At 61.8% G+C, this 21,638-nt stretch carries 18 protein-coding genes; 6 read left to right on the top strand and 12 right to left on the bottom strand.

Annotation, left to right across the window (positions count from 1 at the left end; translation table 11 throughout):
- Positions 1-83: 83 nt before the first annotated feature.
- Entirely contained in the window at positions 84-1,880 is a 1,797-nt protein-coding gene (locus JX292_RS01980; RefSeq protein WP_204860752.1) for a glycoside hydrolase family 13 protein, read from the top strand.
- Positions 1,881-2,023: 143 nt separating this feature from the next.
- Here JX292_RS01980 and JX292_RS01975 read toward each other — a convergent pair whose 3' ends face one another.
- Entirely contained in the window at positions 2,024-3,010 is a 987-nt protein-coding gene (locus JX292_RS01975; protein WP_204860751.1) for an AEC family transporter, read from the bottom strand.
- A 307-nt stretch (positions 3,011-3,317) separates the two neighbouring features.
- Here JX292_RS01975 and JX292_RS01970 point away from each other — a divergent pair, with 307 nt between their 5' ends.
- On the top strand, positions 3,318-3,803 hold the full coding sequence (locus JX292_RS01970) for a hypothetical protein (protein ID WP_204860750.1): 486 nt from the start codon (positions 3,318-3,320) through the stop codon (positions 3,801-3,803).
- Between the two features lie 192 nt (positions 3,804-3,995).
- Here the strand turns inward: JX292_RS01970 and JX292_RS01965 are convergent, their stop codons facing one another.
- From JX292_RS01965 to groES, 6 genes are all read right to left on the bottom strand, one after another.
- The gene (locus JX292_RS01965) at positions 3,996-4,157 is read right to left on the bottom strand and encodes a hypothetical protein (RefSeq protein WP_204860749.1); all 162 of its coding nucleotides are present in this window, start codon (positions 4,155-4,157) and stop codon (positions 3,996-3,998) included.
- Positions 4,158-4,357: 200 nt separating this feature from the next.
- Positions 4,358-5,950, bottom strand: a complete 1,593-nt coding sequence (gene guaA, locus JX292_RS01960; RefSeq protein ID WP_204860748.1) for a glutamine-hydrolyzing GMP synthase — start codon at positions 5,948-5,950, stop codon at positions 4,358-4,360.
- Positions 5,951-6,169: 219 nt separating this feature from the next.
- Complete coding sequence (locus JX292_RS01955) at positions 6,170-7,300, bottom strand: GuaB3 family IMP dehydrogenase-related protein (protein WP_204860745.1); 1,131 nt, start codon at positions 7,298-7,300, stop codon at positions 6,170-6,172.
- 143 nt (positions 7,301-7,443) lie between these two features.
- The gene (gene guaB, locus JX292_RS01950; protein WP_204860743.1) at positions 7,444-8,961 is read right to left on the bottom strand and encodes an IMP dehydrogenase; all 1,518 of its coding nucleotides are present in this window, start codon (positions 8,959-8,961) and stop codon (positions 7,444-7,446) included.
- A 356-nt stretch (positions 8,962-9,317) separates the two neighbouring features.
- On the bottom strand, positions 9,318-10,904 hold the full coding sequence (gene groL / locus JX292_RS01945) for a chaperonin GroEL (RefSeq protein WP_204860739.1): 1,587 nt from the start codon (positions 10,902-10,904) through the stop codon (positions 9,318-9,320).
- A gap of 102 nt (positions 10,905-11,006) precedes the next feature.
- A complete protein-coding gene (gene groES / locus JX292_RS01940; protein ID WP_005505066.1) occupies positions 11,007-11,294 on the bottom strand; it encodes a co-chaperone GroES in 288 nt (95 codons plus the stop codon).
- Positions 11,295-11,539: 245 nt separating this feature from the next.
- Between groES and JX292_RS01935 the strand changes: the two genes are divergently transcribed.
- Both JX292_RS01935 and JX292_RS01930 read left to right on the top strand, forming a co-directional pair.
- Positions 11,540-13,048 (top strand): class I SAM-dependent methyltransferase, encoded by a 1,509-nt coding sequence (locus JX292_RS01935; RefSeq protein WP_204860738.1) that lies wholly within the window; start codon positions 11,540-11,542, stop codon positions 13,046-13,048.
- A gap of 282 nt (positions 13,049-13,330) precedes the next feature.
- On the top strand, positions 13,331-14,479 hold the full coding sequence (locus JX292_RS01930) for a glutamate--cysteine ligase (protein WP_204860735.1): 1,149 nt from the start codon (positions 13,331-13,333) through the stop codon (positions 14,477-14,479).
- Between the two features lie 177 nt (positions 14,480-14,656).
- Here the strand turns inward: JX292_RS01930 and tsaD are convergent, their stop codons facing one another.
- The 5 genes from tsaD to alr form a co-directional block, all read right to left on the bottom strand.
- Complete coding sequence (gene tsaD / locus JX292_RS01925) at positions 14,657-15,757, bottom strand: tRNA (adenosine(37)-N6)-threonylcarbamoyltransferase complex transferase subunit TsaD (protein ID WP_204860732.1); 1,101 nt, start codon at positions 15,755-15,757, stop codon at positions 14,657-14,659.
- A gap of 103 nt (positions 15,758-15,860) precedes the next feature.
- Positions 15,861-16,370 (bottom strand): ribosomal protein S18-alanine N-acetyltransferase, encoded by a 510-nt coding sequence (rimI, locus tag JX292_RS01920; protein ID WP_204860727.1) that lies wholly within the window; start codon positions 16,368-16,370, stop codon positions 15,861-15,863.
- Positions 16,371-17,156 (bottom strand): tRNA (adenosine(37)-N6)-threonylcarbamoyltransferase complex dimerization subunit type 1 TsaB, encoded by a 786-nt coding sequence (tsaB, locus tag JX292_RS01915; RefSeq protein WP_204860726.1) that lies wholly within the window; start codon positions 17,154-17,156, stop codon positions 16,371-16,373.
- Between the two features lie 23 nt (positions 17,157-17,179).
- Positions 17,180-17,812 carry a tRNA (adenosine(37)-N6)-threonylcarbamoyltransferase complex ATPase subunit type 1 TsaE gene (gene tsaE / locus JX292_RS01910; protein ID WP_430538696.1) on the bottom strand — a complete coding sequence of 211 codons (633 nt, stop codon included), beginning with the start codon at positions 17,810-17,812 and terminating at the stop codon, positions 17,180-17,182.
- Positions 17,813-17,815: 3 nt separating this feature from the next.
- Positions 17,816-19,150, bottom strand: a complete 1,335-nt coding sequence (alr, locus tag JX292_RS01905) for an alanine racemase (protein WP_204860950.1) — start codon at positions 19,148-19,150, stop codon at positions 17,816-17,818.
- A 153-nt stretch (positions 19,151-19,303) separates the two neighbouring features.
- On the opposite strand from alr, the gene JX292_RS01900 reads away from it, so the two are divergent.
- Positions 19,304-20,566 carry a glycosyltransferase gene (locus tag JX292_RS01900; protein WP_204860716.1) on the top strand — a complete coding sequence of 421 codons (1,263 nt, stop codon included), beginning with the start codon at positions 19,304-19,306 and terminating at the stop codon, positions 20,564-20,566.
- 29 nt (positions 20,567-20,595) lie between these two features.
- The gene (locus JX292_RS01895) at positions 20,596-21,378 is read left to right on the top strand and encodes a phosphatase (RefSeq protein WP_204860713.1); all 783 of its coding nucleotides are present in this window, start codon (positions 20,596-20,598) and stop codon (positions 21,376-21,378) included.
- Positions 21,379-21,638: the final 260 nt, after the last annotated feature.

The following is a 21,638-nucleotide window of genomic DNA, read 5'->3' as shown; positions in this document are numbered from 1 at the left end:
ATTCCGGTCCCCCTTCGCCCTATACTTCAATCACAGACACCTTTTTCCTCTTCGGCGTAACCCGCCGGTACAGAAAGGCAATTATGAGCAACTCCGAGGCATACGAGGTTCCCTCCTACGAAGGTCGCCAGTGGTGGAAGGAAGCCGTGGTGTACCAGGTGTACCCCCGCTCCTTCAACGACGCGAACGGCGACGGCATCGGTGACCTGAAGGGCATCACCGAGAAGCTGCCGTACCTGGCTAAGCTGGGCATCAACGTCATCTGGCTCTCCCCCGTGTTCGACTCGCCGAACGTGGACAACGGCTACGACATCTCCGACTACTTCGCCATCATGAGTGACTTCGGCACCATGGAAGACTTCGACGAGATGCTTGAGACCGCTCACAAGCACGGCATCAAAATCCTCATGGACCTGGTCGCAAACCACACCTCCGATGAGCACCCCTGGTTCAAGGAATCCCGCTCCTCTAAGGACAACCCCTACCGCGACTACTACATTTGGAAGGACCCGAAGGGCTTCGACGAGGACGGCAACCCGATTCCTCCGAACAACTGGGCGTCCGAGTTCGGCGGCCCGGCATGGGAGTGGGACGAGGCAACCGGCCAGTTCTACCTGCACATCTTCTTCAAGGAACAGCCCGACCTGAACTGGGAGAACGAGAAGGTTCGCGAGGACCTGTACTCCATGGTCCGCTGGTGGCTGGACAAGGGCGTTGACGGCTTCCGCCTGGACGCTATCAACATCATCTCTAAGCCCGAGGGCTACCCGGATGACCCCTCCACCGACTACGAGAAGCACACTTCCTCGATTCCGTTCGTCATTACGAACGGCACCATGGTGCACCCGTGGATGAAGGAGCTCACCCGCGAGACCTTCAGCCGCTACGACGTGATGACCGTGGGTGAGACCAGCGCAACCAGCCCCGAGGACGCTAAGCTGTGGGCCGGCTACCACACCGGTGAGCTGAACATGATCTTCCACTTCGATCACATGGGCGTGGATAACGACCCGAACGGCAAGCTGGGCGGCAAGTGGTCCTACGCGCCGTACAAGCTGACCGAGCTTAAGCGCATCCTGAACGACTGGCAGACCACCCTGGAGGGTAACGCTTGGGGTTCGCTGTACTGGAACAACCACGACCAGCCGCGCGTGGTTTCCCGTTTCGGTAACGATTCGGATGAGTTCCGAACCCTGTCCGCTAAGCAGCTGGCAACCACCCTGCACTTCATGCAGGGCACTCCGTACATTTACCAGGGTGAAGAGCTGGGCATGACCAACGTGAAGTTCGATTCGATTGAGGATTACCGCGATGGTGACTCGATCCGCTTCTACGAGGACATGCACGTGGACCACAAGCGTCTGAGCCACGAAGAGGCGATGCAGGCTATCTACATTAAGGGCCGCGACAACGCTCGTACCCCGGTTCAGTGGGATGCTTCGGCAAACGCCGGCTTCAGCCCCGAGGGTGTGACCACCTGGATTAACGTGAACCCGAACTACCCCGAAATCAACGCCGAGGCAGTTCTGGCCGATCCCGATTCGGTGTTCTACCACTACCAGCACTTGGTCAACCTGCGCCGCGGCGAGCTGAAGGACCTGATGGTGTACGCGTCCTTCGCTCCGGTGGATTCGGTTCAGGTTCCCCACGATGAGGACGAGGCTGTGTATGCGTACACCCGTACCGGTGGTGCCGACGGTAGCCCCGCGAACGAGTCTCTGCTGGTTGTTTCGAACTTCACCGCCGAGGAGCAGGAGCGTGACTTCGCTGTGCTTGCTGAGGCTGGTGCTCGTGTTGAGCTGGTGAGCTCCAACTACAAGGACGACGCGGGTTCGACCCTGCGCCCCTACGAGGCGAAGGTGTACCACATCGTACGCTAAACGCGGTGTCTGTGGGTGTCTGTGTGGGAGTTGCTTTGAGTGTTCCCGCTCGTCGATAGTGTTATAGACAGCAAGGAGGGTGAGGCGTATGCCCCGCCCTCCTTGCTGTACCCGTGTATTTTTTGGTGCTGTCAGCTCAAAAGTTAGCTGGCGAAGACGAGCTGCAGGATCGGCACGGCGAGCGCTATCATTCCTAGGCTGACGACTGCCCCGGCAGCAATAACCGGGGCGGCAGTACCCTCATGCCGGTAGTGGGTCTCCAGAATCACGATATTGGCGGCTGGCGGCAGAGCCCCTAAAAGAAAGATGACCTGAGGGTGGGCGAGCAGCTGGTCAAAGTGTACGCCCGCCGTATCGTGCGCCCAGCGGGCAAGTGCGAGCACACCAGCGCTGTAGAGGCTCACGAGTACGACGCGCAGGAGTGCCCATCCGGTAGCGCGGGTCAGGTCTGCACGGTGTAGTTTGGCGGCGGCGAGCCACATGCCCAACACGATCAGCCCGATAAAGCTGAACACCCAGGTCAGCACCCGGTAGAAACCGGCCCCGTGCTGGCTCAGGAACGGCCCTGCAGGTAGGCAGAGTAGTCCGAGCACCACGGCGATGACGGGTGGGCTGGTGCGCAGTCCTTGCAGTACTGTGCGGAGGGTTCCGTTGTGGCTTCTAGAGGCTTGAGCATCCGGTGCAGGGTGGTCGCCTGCCCCGGGGGCGCCGTTGGAGCCGCCCTTGGAGTCGCCTCGCAGCAGTGAGGTTCCCAGAATATTGCCCATAATGGAGTTGCCGATATACGCGCCAATGTACACGCGCACGGCTTCCTCACCCCAGAATCCGGCAACCACGGGGATGCCGAAGAGTCCCGCATTTAGGTAGACGAAGGCGAGCTTCTGCACGGGGTCACCGGTGATGCGTCCGGCACCGAGCACGCCAAGGGCCATCAACACCATGGTGGATGCGGCAACGAAGAAAAGCTCAGGGCGACTGGTGGCGACGGTGTAGATGATGACGGTGGGGATAATCCAGCGCGTTATGAGGGTTGATGCGTCTTCTTTGAGGCGGGTTCCCCAGCGTTCGGGTAGCAGTAGCGCGAGTCCAATACCTAGGCTCAAGTAAAGGAGTGGGAGGAGGATTCCCATGCTCGTTCCTTTCGCTATTGCTAGAAGTTCTGCCGCCCATTTCGCGACCGGGTGTTATGTAATAACCCTACCTCGAACTTTTAGGGTAGAATCTATGATTTCTGCTCTATGGATTCCTGGTTTTTGTGTCATATTGCATCATATTCTCTTGTGGCTTCGTTTTTTATACGATTCGCCCCTAATCTTGAGTGTAGGAAGAATATGTTCCCTCATGCTCTTTCGATCTATCGCTGATACTCATTTTTTCGCGTCATAAGATACTCTGCTGTTTCTTCTTTTCGCGAGGTCGTACATCCAGGAGCCCACAATGCAGCAGCCGCATCGTTCCTCTTTGTCTGAGTCTGGTGGGTCTCCCCACCGCTCTGCTAAGTCTTCTGTGAAGGCTCACGGTCAGCACGCTGGTGTGCATGTTCCGTGGCGTTCTTCATTGGAATCTTCGGTGGCAAGTTCTTCACCTATGGTTGCTGAGCCTGCCACAGCTTCTACTGCACTTGTAACGCCGGTGAGTGGCCCTAAGCGGACGTTTATGGTTCCTCACCCGGTGCTCAGTGTTATCTCGTGGGTGATTGCGGCTGCGAGCGCTGCATGGCTGGTGATTCTGGGTGTCTCGTTGGCGTTGAATGTTGCTTCTGGCGTGAGCCATGATTCTGAGCTCATGATGCTGACCTATGGCGTGTACATGGCGTGCGCTTTTGGTTTCTGTTGCTTTGGCACGTTCTTCGCATTGCACTTTGGGTTGGGGTCGAACGCTCATTGGCGTGATTCGATTCGTCACCCGAATCATCCGCACTAACGTGTTGTATTTCTTCGTATAGTGTTTAGGGCGTTTTGGAATATGTTTTCTTGAGATTCTCAACTTATGTGGGTAGTCGATTTTCGTTATATCGACACAAAAATATCTGCCCTGTTTGCCTCTATGACGCTTGTATATAAGGAGCCGCCCGGCGCATCCACGTTCGGATGCACCGGGCGGCTTACTTATAAGCTAAAAGTCCGGGACAGAGCGCTGCGAGGCAGAACGTTCCGCCACGGGGATTTCTTCAGAACAGTTTGCGTCATCTGCAAGGGCAGGAAAACTGACGAAAAACTCATAGATGGAGGATTCATGCTCTTGCTTTTGAATGTGCTCGTTATCAGCTTTTAACATCTTTAGCCCTCCTTATGACATTAGGTTAGTGCTCTGCGCATGTCAGACGAAGCATGCATAAGCACATTATATTTCGTTCATCCCTGGCATCTGCAACGTACATACTCACAAAGAAGCCGCCCGGCGCATCCACGTTCGGATGCACCGGGCGGCTTTCTTTATGGGCTCCCCGCTACAAAGCTAGGTAGCCCAAAGCGGGATTACTCCCACTCAATGGTTCCCGGGGGCTTGGAGGTAACGTCCAGCACCACTCGGTTAATGTCCTTGACCTCGTTGGTAATACGGTTCGAGATCTTAGCCAGCAGGTCGTACGGCAGGCGCGACCAGCCAGCGGTCATTGCGTCTTCCGAAGAGACCGGGCGCAGAACAATCGGGTGGCCGTAAGTACGGCCGTCACCCTGAACGCCCACGGAGCGAACGCCAGCCAGCAGAACCACGGGGCACTGCCAGATGTGCTCGTCCTGACCTGCTGCGGTCAGCTCTTCACGCACGATAGCGTCAGCGGCACGCAGAGTCTCCAGGTTTTCGCGGTTAACCTCGCCGACAATGCGGATGCCCAGGCCGGGGCCGGGGAACGGCTGACGTGCCACAATCTTCTCGGGAACGCCGAGCTCACGACCGATAGCGCGGACCTCGTCCTTGAACAGGGTGCGCAGCGGCTCAACCAGTTCGAAGGTCAGGTCGTCGGGGAGGCCGCCTACGTTGTGGTGGCTCTTAATGTTTGCGGTACCGTCGCCGCCGCCGGACTCGACAACGTCCGGGTACAGGGTGCCCTGGACCAGGAACTTGATGTCTGCACCCTCTTCGCCCGCTTCAGCAATCAGCTTGCGCTGTGCCTCTTCGAAGGAGCGGATGAACTCGCGGCCGATAGCCTTACGCTTCGCCTCGGGCTCGGTGACACCCTCGAGCGCGGAGAGGAAACGCTCCGACTCGTCGATGGTGATGACCTTGATACCCATGGAGGCTGCGTAGTCCTGCTCGACCTGTTCACGCTCGCCTTCACGGAGCAGACCGTGGTCGATGAAGAAGCAGGTGAGCTGGTCGCCCACAGCCTTGTGCACCAGTGCTGCTGCCACGGAGGAGTCAACACCGCCGGAGAGTGCGCAGATGACGCGGTCGCTACCGACCTGCTCGCGAATCTTTGCGACCTGCTCTTCGATAATGTTGTTGGTGGACCAGGTGGGCTTCAGGCCTGCCACATTGTAGAGGAAGTTCTCCAGAGCGGCCTGGCCGTAGTCGGAGTGCTTCACCTCGGGGTGCCACTGCACGCCGCCGAGCTTGCGGGACTCGTCCACGAATGCTGCCACGGATGCGCCGGGGGTCTTTGCCAGTACCTCGAAGCCTTCGGGGGCTTCGGTCACGGAGTCACCGTGAGACATCCACACGTTCTGGGTAGTGGGGGTGCCGGTGAGGAAGGAAGAGTTCTCAGCGCAGACCACAGCGTCGGTTGCGCCGTATTCGCGCAGACCGGTCTGGGCGACGGTGCCGCCGAGGGTCTGGGCCATGACCTGGAAGCCGTAGCAGATACCGAAGATCGGCACGCCAGCTTCGAAAAGGGCCTTGTCGCCCTTGGGTGCGCCATCGGCGTAGACCGAGGAGGGGCCACCGGAGAGCACAATGGCTGCCGGGTTCTTGGCGAGTATCTTCTCGGTGCTCATGGAGTGGGGGACGATTTCGGAGTAGATGCCGGCTTCACGCACGCGACGAGCGATGAGCTGCGCGTACTGTGCACCGTAATCTACCACCAGGACGGGACGCTCTTCGAGCTGGTCCAGGTTCACAGAATTGGTCACGAAAATTACCTCAACGTGTTGGTGCTAATCCGCGCACTTGCGCGGGGTTATATCTATTTTACGCTATCGCGGTGTGAGCTTGAACGCCCGTGGCGCGGGAACTATTCCTCGCTTCGCCGGTCATTCCACCTCATAAAGACAGCCAGTATAAGAAAGCACCGCCCGGCGACCGGCAGACCAAAACCTGCCAACCACCGGGCGGTGATTCATGAAGCTACATTAGCCGCGGTACGAGGGAACCACTGTCAGTTCTGCCTTCTGGAACTTCTTCAGGTCCAGGTAACCGCAGTTAGCCATTGCGCGCTTGAGCGCACCGACAATGTTGCTGGTGCCGTTCACGTGGTGCGAAGGACCGTACAGGACCTCCTCCAGGGAGCCGACAACACCCAGCGGGGTGCGCACGCCGCGCGGGAAGTCCAGCGAGTGCGCCTCGTTACCCCAGTACCAGCCCTGGCCGGGAGCCTCAGATGCGCGAGCCAGCGGAGCGCCCAGCATGACAGCGTCAGCGCCCAGTGCGAGAGCCTTCACCATGTCGCCGGAGCGGCCCAGGGAACCGTCAGCGATCACGTGTACGTAACGGCCGCCAGACTCATCCAGGTAGTCCGAACGTGCCGCTGCCACGTCGGCGATAGCGGTTGCCATCGGTGCGGAGATGCCCAGACCCTGGCGGGTAGTCTGTGCAGAACCGCCGCCGAAGCCCACAAGCACGCCAGCCGCACCGGTACGCATCAGGTGCTTAGCCTGCGAGTAGCCGGCCACACCACCAACGATGACCGGAACGTCGAGCTCGTAGATGAACTTCTTCAGGTTCAGCGGCTCATGCGAGGTCGAAATGTGCTCAGCAGAGACGGAGGCACCACGGATGACGAACAGCTCAACACCCGCCTTCACCACAGTCTCGTAGTGCTCCTGGGTGTTCTGCGGGCTCAGGGAACCAGCAACAACCACGCCGGAGTCACGAATCTCTTCCAGGCGTGCAGTGATCAGTTCCGGCTTAATCGGCTCGGAGTAGATCTGCTGCATGCGGGTGGTTGCGGAGGCGGGGTCCGCCTCGGGCAGCTCAACAATCTCGTCGAGTAGCGGCTGCGGGTCCTCGTAGCGGGTCCACAGGCCCTCGAGGTTCAGCACGCCCAGGCCACCCAGCTTACCCAGTGCAATGGCGGTCGCCGGGGACATGACCGAGTCCATGGGCGCACCAATAATCGGGGTGTCGAACTTGAAGGCGTCAATCTGCCAGGAGGTATCGACGTCGCGGCGGTCACGGGTACGGCGGGTGGGTACCAGCGCCACATCGTCCAGGGAGTAGGTGGGTCGGGCGCTCTTGGAGAGGCCAATCTGAATTTCAGACATGGGGTGAATCCTTTCGAATTCGGTTTGAGGGGTGCCGCCGGGCGTCATTCGCACCGATGCCCGCCCTGCACCCGGGAGGGCACGGGACGGGCTCAACGGCGCACGGTGTACGCCGTGCGGCGAATCATCGTTGGTGATGCGTCTTAGCGGCGGTAGTTCGGCGCCTCAACGGTCATCGTGATGTCGTGCGGGTGCGATTCCTTCAAGCCCGCGGGGGTGATGCGCACGAACTGGCCCTTGTTCTTGAGCTCTTCGATGGTGCGCGAACCAACGTAGAACATGGTCTGACGCAGGCCGCCTTCGAGCTGGTGAATCACGGCGGACAGCGGGCCGCGGAAGGGAACCTGACCCTCGATACCCTCGGGAATCAGCTTCTCCTCGCTGGAAACATCGGCCTGGAAGTAACGGTCCTTCGAGAAGGACTTGTGGCGGCCGCGAGTCTGCATAGCGCCCAGCGAACCCATACCGCGGTACGCCTTGAACTGCTTGCCGTTCACAAGAATCAGATCGCCGGGGGACTCGGTGGTGCCTGCCAGCAGGGAGCCGAGCATCACGGAGTCGGCGCCAGCCACCAAGGCCTTGCCAATCTCACCGGAGTACTGCATACCGCCGTCAGCAATCACCGGGATGCCGGCGGGAATAGCTGCCTTAGCGGCCTCGTTAACCGCGGTCACCTGGGGCACGCCCACACCCGCAATGATGCGGGTGGTGCAGATGGAGCCCGGGCCCACGCCAACCTTCACGGCGTCGGCACCGGCATCGATGATGGCCTGGGCACCCTGGCGGGTTGCGGCCTGGCCACCGATAACGTCCACGTGTGCGGCGGCGGGGTCCTTCTTCAGGCGAGCAATCATGTCCAGCACGCCCTGGGAGTGGCCGTTTGCGGTATCCACGAAGAGGGCGTCCACACCGGCCTCAACCAGGGTCATGGCGCGCTCGTAGCCGTCACCGAAGAAGCCAATAGCGGCACCTGCGCGCAGGCGGCCGTCCTCGTCCTTGGTGGCGCGGGGGTACTGCTCAGTCTTCACGAAGTCCTTGAGGGTGATCAGACCGGCCAGCTTGCCGGCCTCGTCCACGAGGGGCAGACGCTCAATCTTGTTGTGCGAGAGCAGGGCAAAAGCCTCATCCTTGGAAACGCCGGGGCGTGCGGTCACCAGCGGCATGGGAGTCATGATGTCGCGAACGCGAATGTTCTCATAGTCGCCGCGAGACATGTAGCGAATATCGCGGTTGGTGATGATACCTTCCAACACACCCTCTTCGCTGACGACGGGCAGACCGGACACCTTGTAGTAGCCACAAATCTGGTCATATTCAGCGATGGTTGCGTCAGCGCCGATAGTGACGGGGTTAATGATCATGCCGGACTCGGAACGCTTCACACGGTCAACGTGTGCGGCCTGGTCCTCGATGGAAAGGTTACGGTGAATCACGCCGAGGCCGCCCAGGCGCGCCATAGCAATGGCCATAGCGGAATCGGTCACGGTATCCATAGCCGCAGAAATGATGGGAATGTTCAGGTTAATGCGCTTGGACAGGCGAGTGGAGGTGTCAGCCTCGGAAGGAATGACGTCGGTGTTGCCGGGCAGCAGCAGCACATCGTCGTAGGTCAGGCCGGTGAAGCCGAAGGGATCCTCGGACAGAGCGGTGGGGATGGTCATTGTCTACCTTTCGGATGGTGTGCTTCGCCGGTGCGATTTTGCCGTGGGGAAGCGCTTTATACGGTGTCACGGTGTGTACCCCACTCCCCCGGCGCGGGTACCGGGCGGCGGCCCGCACGGGTTCGGCGCGGGACGCATCCGCCGGATGCTCCGGAGGGTGTGGAAACGGACAGTCTACCTTCTATGATAAGCCGCTTAGGGTTTCTTCGCTCGGAAGATACCGAGCCGCCCGAAGATTGGTGACAGGCGCAGGGTTCTTGCACGCGAAGGCCCCGATGCTACGGCATTGAACGGATAGCGAGTGCCCGGTACCACCACCTCACGGAGAGGTCGGTAGCACCGGGCACACTCGTTATTTAGTCTTCTTCAGTTTCTTCGGGCTTCTCAACCACCAGGGTCTCGGTGGTCAGCACCAGAGCCGCGATGGAGGAAGCGTTCTGCAGGGCCGAACGGGTCACCTTCACCGGGTCAATCACACCGGCTTCGATGAGGTCCACGTACTCGCCGGTCTTGGCGTTGAAGCCGTGACCCACGGGCAGCTCGGATACCTTGGAGACGATGACGTAGCCGTCCTCGCCGGCGTTCTCCGCAATCCAGCGTAGCGGCTGAACCAGGGCGCGGCGAACAATCTGCACGCCCACGTTTGCGTCGTGGTTATCCAGCTCCAGGCCGTCCAGCGCCTTCAGGGCGTGGACCAGCGCGGAACCGCCACCGGAAACGATGCCCTCTTCCAGGGCGGCACGGGTGGAGGAGACAGCGTCCTCAATGCGGTGCTTGCGTTCCTTCGCCTCAACCTCGGTTGCGGCACCGACCTTAATGACGCCCACGCCGCCGGCCAGCTTAGCCAGGCGCTCCTTGAGTTTCTCGCGGTCCCATTCGGAGTCCACGCGCTCAATTTCGCGGCGCAGCTGCTGCACGCGGTCCTCGATGGCCTCAGGGTCGCCGCCGCCGTCCACGATGGTGGTGTGGGACTTGGTCACGGTCACGCGGCGTGCCGAGCCCAGGTGCTCCAGGGTGACCTGCGGCAGGTCGATGCCGAGCTCGCCGGTCACGACGGTACCGCCGGTCAGAATCGCAAGGTCCTGCATGATGGCCTTGCGGCGGTCACCGAAACCGGGGGCCTTCAGAGCCACCACGTTGATGGTGCCGCGCAGCTTGTTCACGACCAGTGCGGAGAGCGCCTCACCGTCAACGTCTTCTGCGATGATGGTCAGCGGCTTCTTCGCCTGAACAATCTTCTCAAGCACGGGCATGATCTCTGCGATGGTGGAAATCTTGCCCTGGTAGAGCAGCACGAGGCTGTTCTCCAGCACTGCTTCGCCGCGCTCAGCATCGGTGACGAAGGAGGGCGAGAGGTAGCCCTTGTCGAACTGCATGCCCTCGGTAATCTCCAGCTCAATCTCGGTGGAGGAGCCGTCCTCGATGGTGATGACGCCGTCCTGGCCGACCTTCTCGAAGGCGCGAGCCAGCAGCTCACCAATCTGCTCGGACTGGGCGGAGATAGCGGCAACGTGCGCTACCTCGGGGCCCTGCACGGGGCGTGCGTTCTCAAGCAGGCGTGCGGAGACAGCCTCCACAGCCGCCTCGATGCCGCGCTTGACGTCCGCGGGAGCCGCGCCACTGGTCACGTTGCGCAGGCCCTCGTTCACCAGCGCCTGTGCGAGCACAGTTGCGGTGGTGGTGCCGTCACCGGCAACATCGTTGGTCTTGGTGGCGACTTCCTTCGCCAGCTGGGCGCCCAGGTTCTCGTACGGGTCATCCAGTTCAATTTCGCGGGCAATGGACACGCCGTCGTTGGTGATGACGGGCGCGCCCCACTGCTTGTCGAGCACAACATTGCGCCCGCGCGGGCCAAGGGTTACCTTGACCGCGTTTGCCAGCTTATCGACGCCAGCCTGCAGGGACTTGCGGGCTGCATCGTTGAATTCAAGCTGCTTAGCCATGTGTTCGCTACTCCTAGTGCGTCACAGAAAGGAAATGAGGGGCAGATGATAGCTCATGCGCCGTACCGGATGAGCGGTACGGCGCATGAGCATCTGAAAGTATTAGTCGACGATTGCCAGGACGTCGCGTGCGGAGAGAATCAGGTACTCTTCGCCCTGGTACTTGACCTCGGTGCCACCGTAGCGGGAGAACACGACAACGTCGCCTTCCTTGATGTCTACGGGAATGCGGTTGCCCTTCTCATCCACGCGGCCCGGACCAACGGCGACAACGCGTGCTTCCTGCGGCTTTTCCTTCGCAGTCTCGGGGATGACCAGACCGGATGCGGTGGTCTGCTCAGCCTGTTCGATCTTGATAACGACGCGGTCTTCCAGCGGCTTGATGGCCATAATCGGTTCCTCCGGATTGTGGATTAACGTTTGATGCGAGACGGCGGCGCGGTGATGCGCCCGAAGGCCGTCTCGAGTGCTACCTCAACTCTAGTTTCACCGGTGCTTTCGGTCAAGAAAACCCGCCCTCCTCCGGAGCGTTTCACCGCAAGGCGAACAGGGGCCGGCACCGGGTTTGAACGGCCCGGCGTGCGGGCTCCTGCAGGGGGCATAATTCCCCGGACAAAGGCCCGTAAAATGGGGACATGCCCCACACCCCTAACGCATCCCCCGAAGCTCTTCCGACAGGAGAATCCCCGCTCGGTTTTTCTCCCGCCCCTCCGCTACCCCTCAACGATCGTGCGCTCGCGGCGGCCGACGAACTCTATCCGTTGGGTTCCGATACCCTCGGGGCCGTCACCTCCCTGCGTTCGCACGGATTTAGCCCCGAGGAGTCCTCCGCCATCATCTCCCTCGCGCAGGCTCGCGCCCGTGCACGCGCCAAGTTCGGCGAGCGCGCCCGCACGCTCATGCTCACACAGGAGGCCTCCGAGCAAGCCACCCGCCCGGTGATTGCGCATTACCGCGCCGACCGCCTCGCGCGGGTTCCGGGCCTCGTGGCCGATCTGGGGTGCGGCATCGGCTCTGATACCGCCGTCTACGCCGCGGCCCGCGGTTCCGCCGTGGCGGTGGAGCTCGATCCGCTGACCGCCTCGTTCGCCGCGGCAAACCTGGCGTTCTGCCCGCGGGCACGCGTGTACTCGGGCGATATTACCGCCTATGCCCCCGCCAGCGGTACGGGTGCGGAGGCCCTCCTCACCGATGGTGCGGGCGCCTCCCCCGCCATCCTGTGGCTGGACCCGGCCCGCCGCGAGCTGCGCGGCGCGAAGAAGGCGCAGACGGAGCGACTGTTTGACCCGGAGGCGTTCTCGCCACCGTTTTCGTTCGTGCTGGGCCTGGCGCGCACCGGCGTGCCGATGGGCGTGAAGCTGGGGCCGGGTTTTCCGCACGAGGGCATCCCCTCCCCCGAGGACATTGCCTCGGAGGCGAACCCCACCCCGCGCGTTGAGGCGGAATGGATTCAGTCGGAGAGTTCCCTCGCCGAGCTCGTCCTCTGGTTTAATGCGCTGGCGCAGGAGGGCGTGGCCCGCACCGCGACCTCGGTGCACGAACTGCCCGCTGACCCCGCTGACAAGGTATCGTCCGCAGCCGAGGCAACCGACGAGGTTGCCGACCTGCTACCGTCCTACGAGGCGGTGAGCTTCCGCAGCGCCCTCACAGCTGCCGAGGCCGCGCAGAGCGTGGAGGTTCCCGTGTCCCTGCCGCAGCCGGGCGAGTACCTGCTGGAACCCGCCCCCGCGATCGTGCGCTCGCACCTGGTGGCGGAGTTTGCGCAGAGCATCGGCGCACAGCTGCTGGATGAGCACCTGGCGTACCTGCGTTCCGCCGAGCCGGTGGATCATCCGCTAGTCGCCTGCTACGAGGTGCTGGAGGAGATTCCCCTGCAGGAGAAGCAGCTGAAGCGTTGGGTACGCGAACAGGGTTTTACCGCGCTGACGATTAAGAAGCGTGGCGTGGATATTGTTCCCGAGCAGATGCGTGCGCACCTGCTGGGTTCGGCGGGTTCTAAGCCCTCCAAGAAGAAACAGAAAAAGAACGCTAATTCTTCTACTGGTGCACAGGAGTCCTCATACCACCCGGCAACGCTGGTCTTCACGCGCATCGGTTCAGGCAGGGACTCCCGCCGCGTTGGCTGGCACGTGCAACCCCTCTAGCCTCACCCGGCCTTGGGCACCCGGCCCCGTGATCCCAGCCCTCGAGTCTCCCAGCCTCCGGGCGGCGAGGGTTACACTTCGTGACGATTCGTGACGATTCCCGTTCGGATTCTGCACTCGACAGGGCGTTGAGCACCGTCAGACCGTACACTAGATAGGGTGCCCGACAACGGCGCTCCCCGCCCCCGCCAAGCCGGACCTCACCGGCCGGGCAGAGCTCACCGATATCGCTTCCGCAGTCGGCATTTGCACGACTCTAATTCCAAACGCAGGAAAGGTCCTATGATCGACTTTGCTTCCTCCCCTCAGTCCACCCTCGGCGTGGAATGGGAGATTGCACTCATCGACCGTGAAAGCGGCGAACTGACCCAGCGCGCCGCAGAGGTGCTCGGCATCCTGCGCGAGCGCCGCCCCGAGCTGCTGGAGCCTGCCTCCGACCGGGCGCACGTGACCGGGGAATTCCTGGAGAATACCATCGAGGTCATCACCGGCATCTGCACGACCGTGGCGCAGGCCTGCCGCCAGTTGCAGGAGCTGACCGACACCATTCGCGAGATTACCGATGGGCTGGGCATCGAGTTCTACCCGGCCGGTACCCACCCGTTCTCCCGCTGGGCCGAACAGCCCGTCGTGGCCAAAGAACGCTATCGGCGCGTCGTGGAGCGCGCCCAATATTGGGGCCGCCACATGGTCATTTTCGGTGTACACGTGCACGTCGGCGTGGATTCTCGCGACAAGGTCCTACCGCTTATTGACGCGCTCACGAACTACGGGCCGCACCTGCTGGCGCTCTCCTGCTCCTCCCCGTACTGGGAGAGCATCGACACCGGGTACGCCTCGCACCGCACCCAGCTCTACCAGCAGCTGCCGACCAACGGCTTACCCTTCCACTTCGACACTTGGGAGCAGTACTGCGAATACCTGAACTCGCTCGTGGCGACCGACGTTATTAACGACCCGAGCGAGGACCGCTGGGATGTACGCCCGGTTCCGCGCTACGGCACAGTCGAGATGCGCTACTGCGACGGTATGGCCTCGCTACCGGATATTGCCGCAATCGTGGCCTTCACCCAGTGTCTGGTGGAGTACTTCTCCCGCCGCATCGAGGCTGGCAACAAGCCCGAGGTGCTGGCCCCCTGGCACGCGCAGGAGAATAAGTGGCGCGTGGCTCGCTACGGCCTGGAGGCCAAAATCGTGGTCTCTAACGAGCCGGTACAGCGCACCCTGCGTGAGGACTTCGAGCTGCTGCTACCCGAGCTAGAGCCGGTGGCCCGCGACCTTGACTGCGAGGTGGAGCTGGCGCAGGTGCGCCGCATCCTCGCCGAGGGTACGGGCGCGGATCGTCAGCGTGCGGTCTTTGAGAGAACCAGCTCTCTGCGTGAGGTGGCGCTGGATGTTGCTGCCCAGTCCCGTGCGCGAGCGCTACGTTAGACCCGCTCCCCCGCATCTAAAGCTTGAAACAACTAAAGCTTGAAATACAGAAATGCCTCGGCGCAGTCCTTAGCGAGACTGTGCTGAGGCATTTCTGTAGGTATTTTCGAGGTGAGCCGCATGAACACGCTCGCGCTAATAATCCCTGCGGAAGTAGCTATTTCAGAGGTAGCCCGCTTAGAAACAGACCGTGGTCACCGGAAGAGAAGAATCCGTCGTAAAGTCCACGCCCGAGGGCTTACGGCCAGCGGCCACCAGGCGGGCGCCCAGGGCCGCCACCATCGCGCCGTTATCGGTGCACAGGGTGAACTTCGGAATAATCAGGCGTACCCCCTCGGAGGCGCATCGGGCCGCAAGCAGCTCACGCAGACGCGAATTAGCCGCCACGCCACCGCCAAGCAGCAGGGTCTTCATGCCCTGCTCGCGGCAGGCCAGCATGGCCTTCTTTGTGATGACATCCACGACCGCTTCCTGGAAGGAGGCTGCGATATCGGCAACCGGGACCTCTTCACCGGCCGCTTCAAAACTTTCAATCACGCGCGCCACGGCGGTCTTCAGGCCCGAGAAGGAGAAGTCGTAGCGGTGTTCACCGGGGTTCTCGGCGGTGCCCATGAACTTGCGGTTCGACAGTCCGCGCGGGAACACGAAGGCGTTGCGGTTGCCTTCGGCTGCCGCGCGGTCAATGGCGGGACCGCCCGGGTAGTTGAGGCCGAGCAGGCGGGCCACTTTGTCGTAGGCTTCACCTGCGGCATCGTCGAGGGTTGCACCGAGCAGACGCACATCGGAGGTAATATCTCGCACCTGCAGGATTTCGGTATGACCGCCAGAAACCAGCAGCGCACCCAGACCACCGGAGCCTGCATTCGCCAGCAGGTCGGAGCCGTCTTCGGTGCCGTTATCCTCGAGCAGACCCACGCCAACGTGGGCGACCAGGTGGTTAATGCCGTAGAGGGGCTTGCCGGTGGCAATAGCGAGCGCCTTCGCCGCGGAGACACCAACCATGAGTGCGCCAGCCAGGCCGGGGCCCGCAGTCACGGCGATAGCATCTACCTCGTCGAGGGTAATGTCTGCTTCGGTGAGGGCCGCTTTGAGAGCGGGAATCATGGCGTCCAGGTGGGCGCGGGAGGCAATTTCAGGGATTACTCCACCAAAGCGCACATGCTCCTCCATGGAGGAAGAAATCGTGTTGCTGAGCAACTGTGCACCGCGCACAATGCCGATACCGGTCTCATCGCAGGAGGATTCGATACCCAGAACAAGGGGTTCGCGAGTGCTCATAGCCTATCTTTCTGTTGCGCGGTCCGCGCCTAGTATTGTGTAGATGTTGTGGTGTAGAGGTTACCGGAATACGGCCCACTACTGCCGGAAAATACCGTGATATTTAGAACGCACATTCCATAATGATGGCGTCAGTTCCATCCTCGTAGTAACGGCGGCGCACATGAATCGCACGGTAGCCATTGCGCTCGTAGAGGTGCTGGGCGCGCGGGTTGTCGGCACGCACCTCCAGCAGGATGCGCTCAGCACCCTGCTCGCGGGCACGCTCGTGCATCTGCTCAAGCATGGCACGACCGAAACCGTGGCCCTCATACTCGGGGAGTACGCCGATGGTTTGGACATCGGCGGTGTCGGCAACGACCATGGTTCCGCAGTAGCCGATGGCACGCCAGCCGCCCTCGTCACTTTCCGGGTCCTCCACCGGCAGCTCAAGCATGTAGTAGGTGCGGGTCGGGTGGGTTAGCTCTTCAAGGAACATGTCGATGTTCCAGGCGTCGGCGGGGAATAAGGTGGTCTCCATGCGGTGCATGGCCTGCACGTCAGGTAGTTCGGCAACGCGCAGGCGAGCACCTAGAGCTAAATCATCCCGCACGATATGTTCAGGAGCGCTCATCTAGCTCTCCTTCTGCGCGGCAGCCTGTGCGGTTTGCTTCTGCTGGCGGGCGAGCATCGCCGCGGGGACCTTTGCATCCGAGTCGCGCAGGTACAGGGCGGAGGTGTCCTCGCTCAGGTTCTCTACGCCCAAGCGCGCCGCGGCGGCAACCAGGTATTCGGCGTGCGGGTGAACCTCGCGGGCAGAGCCCACAATAGTCCAGCCGTGCTCTTCGAGGGTCTCGGCGTACAGGCCGGCACCGTAGCCGTACGCATAGGAGGGGCCTTCACCGGGCAGGATCTCGGAGGCGGGGCTCACGGTCGGCCCGTCCACCAGGCTGTAGCCCTCGGCGTTGACGCGGTAGCGTGCGGAGTACACTTCGCGGCGGCGTGCGTCGGAAGCGACCAGCAGCTCAGCGTCTTCTGCCCCGCCGGTTCCCTCGGTTGCCCCGTCCTGAACGGATACCCATTCTCGGTGGGCGCGCTCAGCCAGGGCGGTCAGACTCATCATGCCGTACACGGGCACGGACCAGGCAAAACCCAGGGCGCGCGCGGTAACTATACCGGCGCGCAGGCCGGTAAAGGGGCCGGGCCCGGTACCGGTCAGAATCGCGTCCAGATCCTCGCCGCGCACCCCGGCCTCCTGCAGGGCGGCGCGAGCGAAGGGGGCCATGACTTCGGCATGGGAGCGAGTGTCTTCGCTCTCGAAGCGGGCCAGAATGTCAAAGGACGCACCGGCTTCGGAGCCGTGCACGCGGGCAAGCACCACGGATGCGGTGGCGGATGAATCAAGGGCAAGTACTAGCACCCTATCATTCTAGCGCGCGGGCTCTAGGCGCTCTGCAGGGCCTCTTTCAGAGCGTCGAAAGCATGCTCCCAGCGAGGACCGAAGGCTCGTACGCGCAGCAGGCGAGGCTCGGGCACATCCGCTTCGAGGTCCTCGAGAACCTCACCGGCTGCGCCCTCCTCGGTCGCGCCCTCAGCTTCATCATCCCAGCTGAACTCTTCAGCACCGGAGTAGGCGAAGCGCGCATCCGCACCGGTCAGGCGAGTAAAGTCCAGCTCCAGACGAGAATCGCTCAGGTGCTCAGCCTTGTCACGGCCCCACTCAATGACGGTCACCGATCGCGGCAGGGAAAACTCCAAGTCCAGGTCGTCAAGCTCCTCGGCACTGGAGAGACGGTAGGCGTCCACGTGCACCAGGTCGGGGCCACCGGGGCGGGGGCCCTCCGGCAGGTTCGGATGCACGCGCGAGAGCACAAAAGTCGGGGAGATAACACCCTCGCGCACCCCCAGCCCCTCCCCCAGGGAACGAGTAAACGTGGTCTTGCCCGCGCCAAGCTCACCGGAGAGCAGGAGCACGTCCCCGGCTTTGAGGCAATCGGCCAGGGCGAGCGCCAGGCGGCGGGTATGTTCGGGCCCGGTCACGTCCAGGTCGAGGGCGGCGGAGACATACTCAGACATAATCTAGCCCTCGTGTTCCTCGTTCACAGTTTCGGCGGTCCCGGTGCCCAAGAGCTCGGCCAGGTCGGCCTCTACCCAGGAACCACCCACGTACACGCGCGGCACACGGTACGAAATGCGAGTCACAATCTCGTAGTTAATGGTCTGTGCCGCCTCAGCCCACTCCTCGACAGGAGGGTTCTCGCCGGCGCCGAAGAGGACCACCGGGGCGCCCAGGTACCCGTACTCGGGGTTGCTCAGGCCCGCCTCGCCCAGGTCGACCACCATCTGGTCCATGGCAATACGGCCCACCACTCGGTAGGTCTTACCCTCCGGGCCCTCGGGGATGCGCCCACCCTCCGCGGACTGTGCTCCGGGGTAGATACGCACCGGCGCATTCTCAGCGATACGGGGCACGCCGTCGGCGTAGCCGAGGGGCACCAGAGCCAGGGTCGTGGGCTTCTCGGTGTGGTAACGCAGGCCGTAGGAAACGCCCTGGCCTGCCGGAACTTCCTTCACGTTGGCGATGTAGCTACCCACAGTCATGACGGGCTTCAAACCCAGGTCCTCAGAAGTGACTCCCGGCAGCGGGGAGAGGCCGTAGAGGGCCAGGCCGCAGCGCACGCCGTCGACGAGCAGGCCCTCGTCGGCCTGCCAGCCGTCCAGGGCGGCGGTCAGGGTTGCGGGAGAGTTGGCCAGGTGCACGAGCTCGGGGGTCAGGCCTGCCCCCTTAGCCTGGGCAACGAAGCCTTCCAGAACTTTCAGCTGCTCCGCGGTTTCGGAGCGGAGGGGCTCGTCAGCTACGGCCAGGTGGCTAAAGATTCCCTCCACGCGAACCAGACCTTCTCGTTCCAGCTGGGCGGCACGGGCTACGAGGGCCGGCCACTCTTCAACCGTGGCGCCGTTGCGGCCCAGGCCGGTGTCAGCCTTCAGGTGTACGATAGCGCGCTCGCCGGTACGTTCGGCGGCGGCGGCAACCGCCTCCAGGTCCCAGCCGGAGACACCCAGGCGCACACCCTCACGCAAGGCCGCGTCAAAGTCGGTGGAGGGGGTGTGCAACCAGGCGATTAGGGGTGCGTCGATGCCGTCGGCACGCAGTTCCAGAGCCTCGTTGACGTGCACGAGGCCGAGCATGTCAGCCCCGGCAGCCAGGGCGGAACGAGCCACCGGGTAGGCGCCGTGGCCGTAGGCGTCTGCCTTGACGATGGCGATAAGCACGCGGGGGCCAATCAGCTCCTTGAGGCGGCGCACGTTGTGTTCGATGGCGTCGAGGTCAATGTACGCGGTGCGTTCCTCGTGTTCGGGGGTGCAGGGCGGGCAGTACAGCGGTGCGACATGCTGCTCGGAGGGGTGGGTCATATCCGTCGAGGTCTTTCTCATGGGGGATCTTTCGTGGGCCGCCGAGGGGCGGCTGGTCTGTACTAAATTCTAGACCTCCCGGCGTGCGAAAGTCCTGTCGCGATACACTAGGCGGGTAGGTCTTTGAACTGTGCTATAGAGAGGAAAGCGTCGATGAGTAACCCCGAGGCAATCCGAACGGTTCACGTGTACTCGATGCACACCGACCCCTTCGCGCAACCCGGTAGCGGGGATGCCGGCGGCATGAACGTCTATATTGCTCGTTCGGTGCATGCCATGCTGGAGCTGGATCCTGAGCTGCGGGTTGAGGTTTTCACTCTGGATCGCGGTGAGGCGCTTCCGGCTGACTCGCCCTACCGTCAGCCTCCCAAGCGCGGTACGCGTATTGTTCGCCACAGTATTGACCTTCCCACAGCTCGTGGCCTTTCCAAGAATGAATTGGCTAAGGTTACGGATGAGTTCGCGCAAGCTTGTGTGGAGCAGGCGTTACACGCCCCCGATATTATTCATGCCCATTATTGGTTGTCTGGCCAGGCTGCTGCTCGCGCTTCTGAGCTCTGGTCTGTTCAGGGCATCGGGTTTCCTACTCCTGTTCTCTTTACGCCCCATACGACAGCTGCCGCTAAAGATGCACGCCGCGGCGAAGGCGAGGCACCTGAACCGGAGGAACGCTACCGCGCTGAGCAACTCATGAGTAGCTATGCGAGCCGAGTGGTTGTGAATACTCCCCTGGAGGCTCAGCAGATGGGTGAGTACTACGGTACGGATGCGCAGAAGCTTGCCATTATCCCGCCGGGTGTTGATACGTCAATCTTCCATACAATTCCTGGTGTGCATCCGCTCAATGACACCTCGGAGACTCGCTGCCGCATTGTTTTTGCCGGCCGGCCTCAGCCGCTGAAGGGCCCACATCTGCTGGTAGAGGCGCTCGCGCTACTCCCCGATGATTTGCAGGTGGATGTGGATATTATTGGTCGCTCCGATTCGGATTATGAGCGTCGACTGCTGGCGCGCGCAGTTGAGCTGGGCGTGGGAAATCGGGTGCATTTGAAGGACCCGGTTCCTGCGTCTGAGTTGGCGAATATTTTCCGTGCTGCCGATATTGTGGCGTCCCCATCGTCATCTGAGACCTTTGGTCTGGTCGCTCTGGAGGCGCAGGCGTGCGGTGCCGCAGTGCTCGCTACGGATGCTGATGGCTTGCGCTTTGCGGTAGAGAACCACCGCACGGGCCTGCTGGTGACGCCTCGTACTCCGCAACGTTGGGCGGTGGCTATTGAGCGTCTGGTGCGTGCACCATATCTGCGTCACTCTTTGGGTGCGAATGCCGCGGCGCGTGCTCGCACGATGGGTTGGGATCAGACGGCACGTAAGACCCTTGAAGCTTATGCTGAAGTACATCAGGATATTTCACAGTAATTTTTGTCTTTCATTTGTGAGGAGTTTTAATGTCTTTCTCCATGAGCCGCGATGAATTCGCCGCCTACCTCAATTCCGCGCGTATCACCGGTGAGGTGGCGACCCCGCGCGAAAACAATCTGGACCACATTCAGGGTTTCCTCGATGGCAACGAGCACCTTGAGTTTGGTGTGCAGTGGACCCGCGATTGGGATTACGACTCCGTGTTTGAGGTAATGGTTCGCCGTGCCGGCCTGAACCCCGACCGCTCCCGCACGCACGGCCAGGACACGATTGGGGCCGAGCAATGCATCAGTGCCTTGGAGGAGTACGCCCGCATTTTTGGTGAGGCGGTGCGCGCAGGTTCCCGCATCCTGTTTGCGACCGGTCACCCCGCGGGCCTGTTCCCCATTTATGCGGTGCTGGCCGCAGCGGCTCGTGCCGCGGGTGCTGAGGTCCTTCAGATTGAGGAGGGTGAGCACTTCTTGGACGGCGATGTCCGTCAGATTATGGACGTCGTGATGTTCGAGCAGTACGGCAACCTGCAGCACACGCATTTCCCCGGTCCGATGCGCATCGCCCTAGACCAGTTGCAGGCCCGCGGCGTGGTTCCCGATCTTGTGGTTTCTGATCACGGCATGGCCGGCTACGCTTCGTCGACTCGCAAGCTGCTGACGATTGGTATCGCCGATTGCAACGATCCGGGTCTGTTTGTGGCCGCCGAACAGGGTGATTTGCCGGTGTGCGTGCCGATGGACGATAACGTCCCGCCGCGCCGTTATGAGCCGATGATTGACTTCATCCTGGACCGTGCTGGTCTTGAGCGCCCCTGAGTAGAGCGTCCCTAGTATGTTCTCGCCGCTGTCATCGCGTCCCGCCCCTCCGGTCGGGCTACCGTGTGCGGCTCGATGCCCCGGATCTGCAGGCTTCTGTCTGACGAGGTTCGGGGCATCGTATATCGTCGCTGTTTCTCACGTTTTAAGTGCTACGAGAGGGCTTGTAAGGCGACTTTAAAATTCCTCCGCACAAAGATCAACACGGATGTTATATGTAGCGTCTGCCTTGCGTCGACCTCATATCGAGAAAGCTTATA

It is taken from the genome of Rothia mucilaginosa (assembly GCF_901875305.1).
GTDB lineage: Bacteria > Actinomycetota > Actinomycetes > Actinomycetales > Micrococcaceae > Rothia.
The sequence above is the reverse complement of the archived record's forward strand: the minus strand, read 5'-3'. Positions and strand labels throughout refer to the sequence as shown.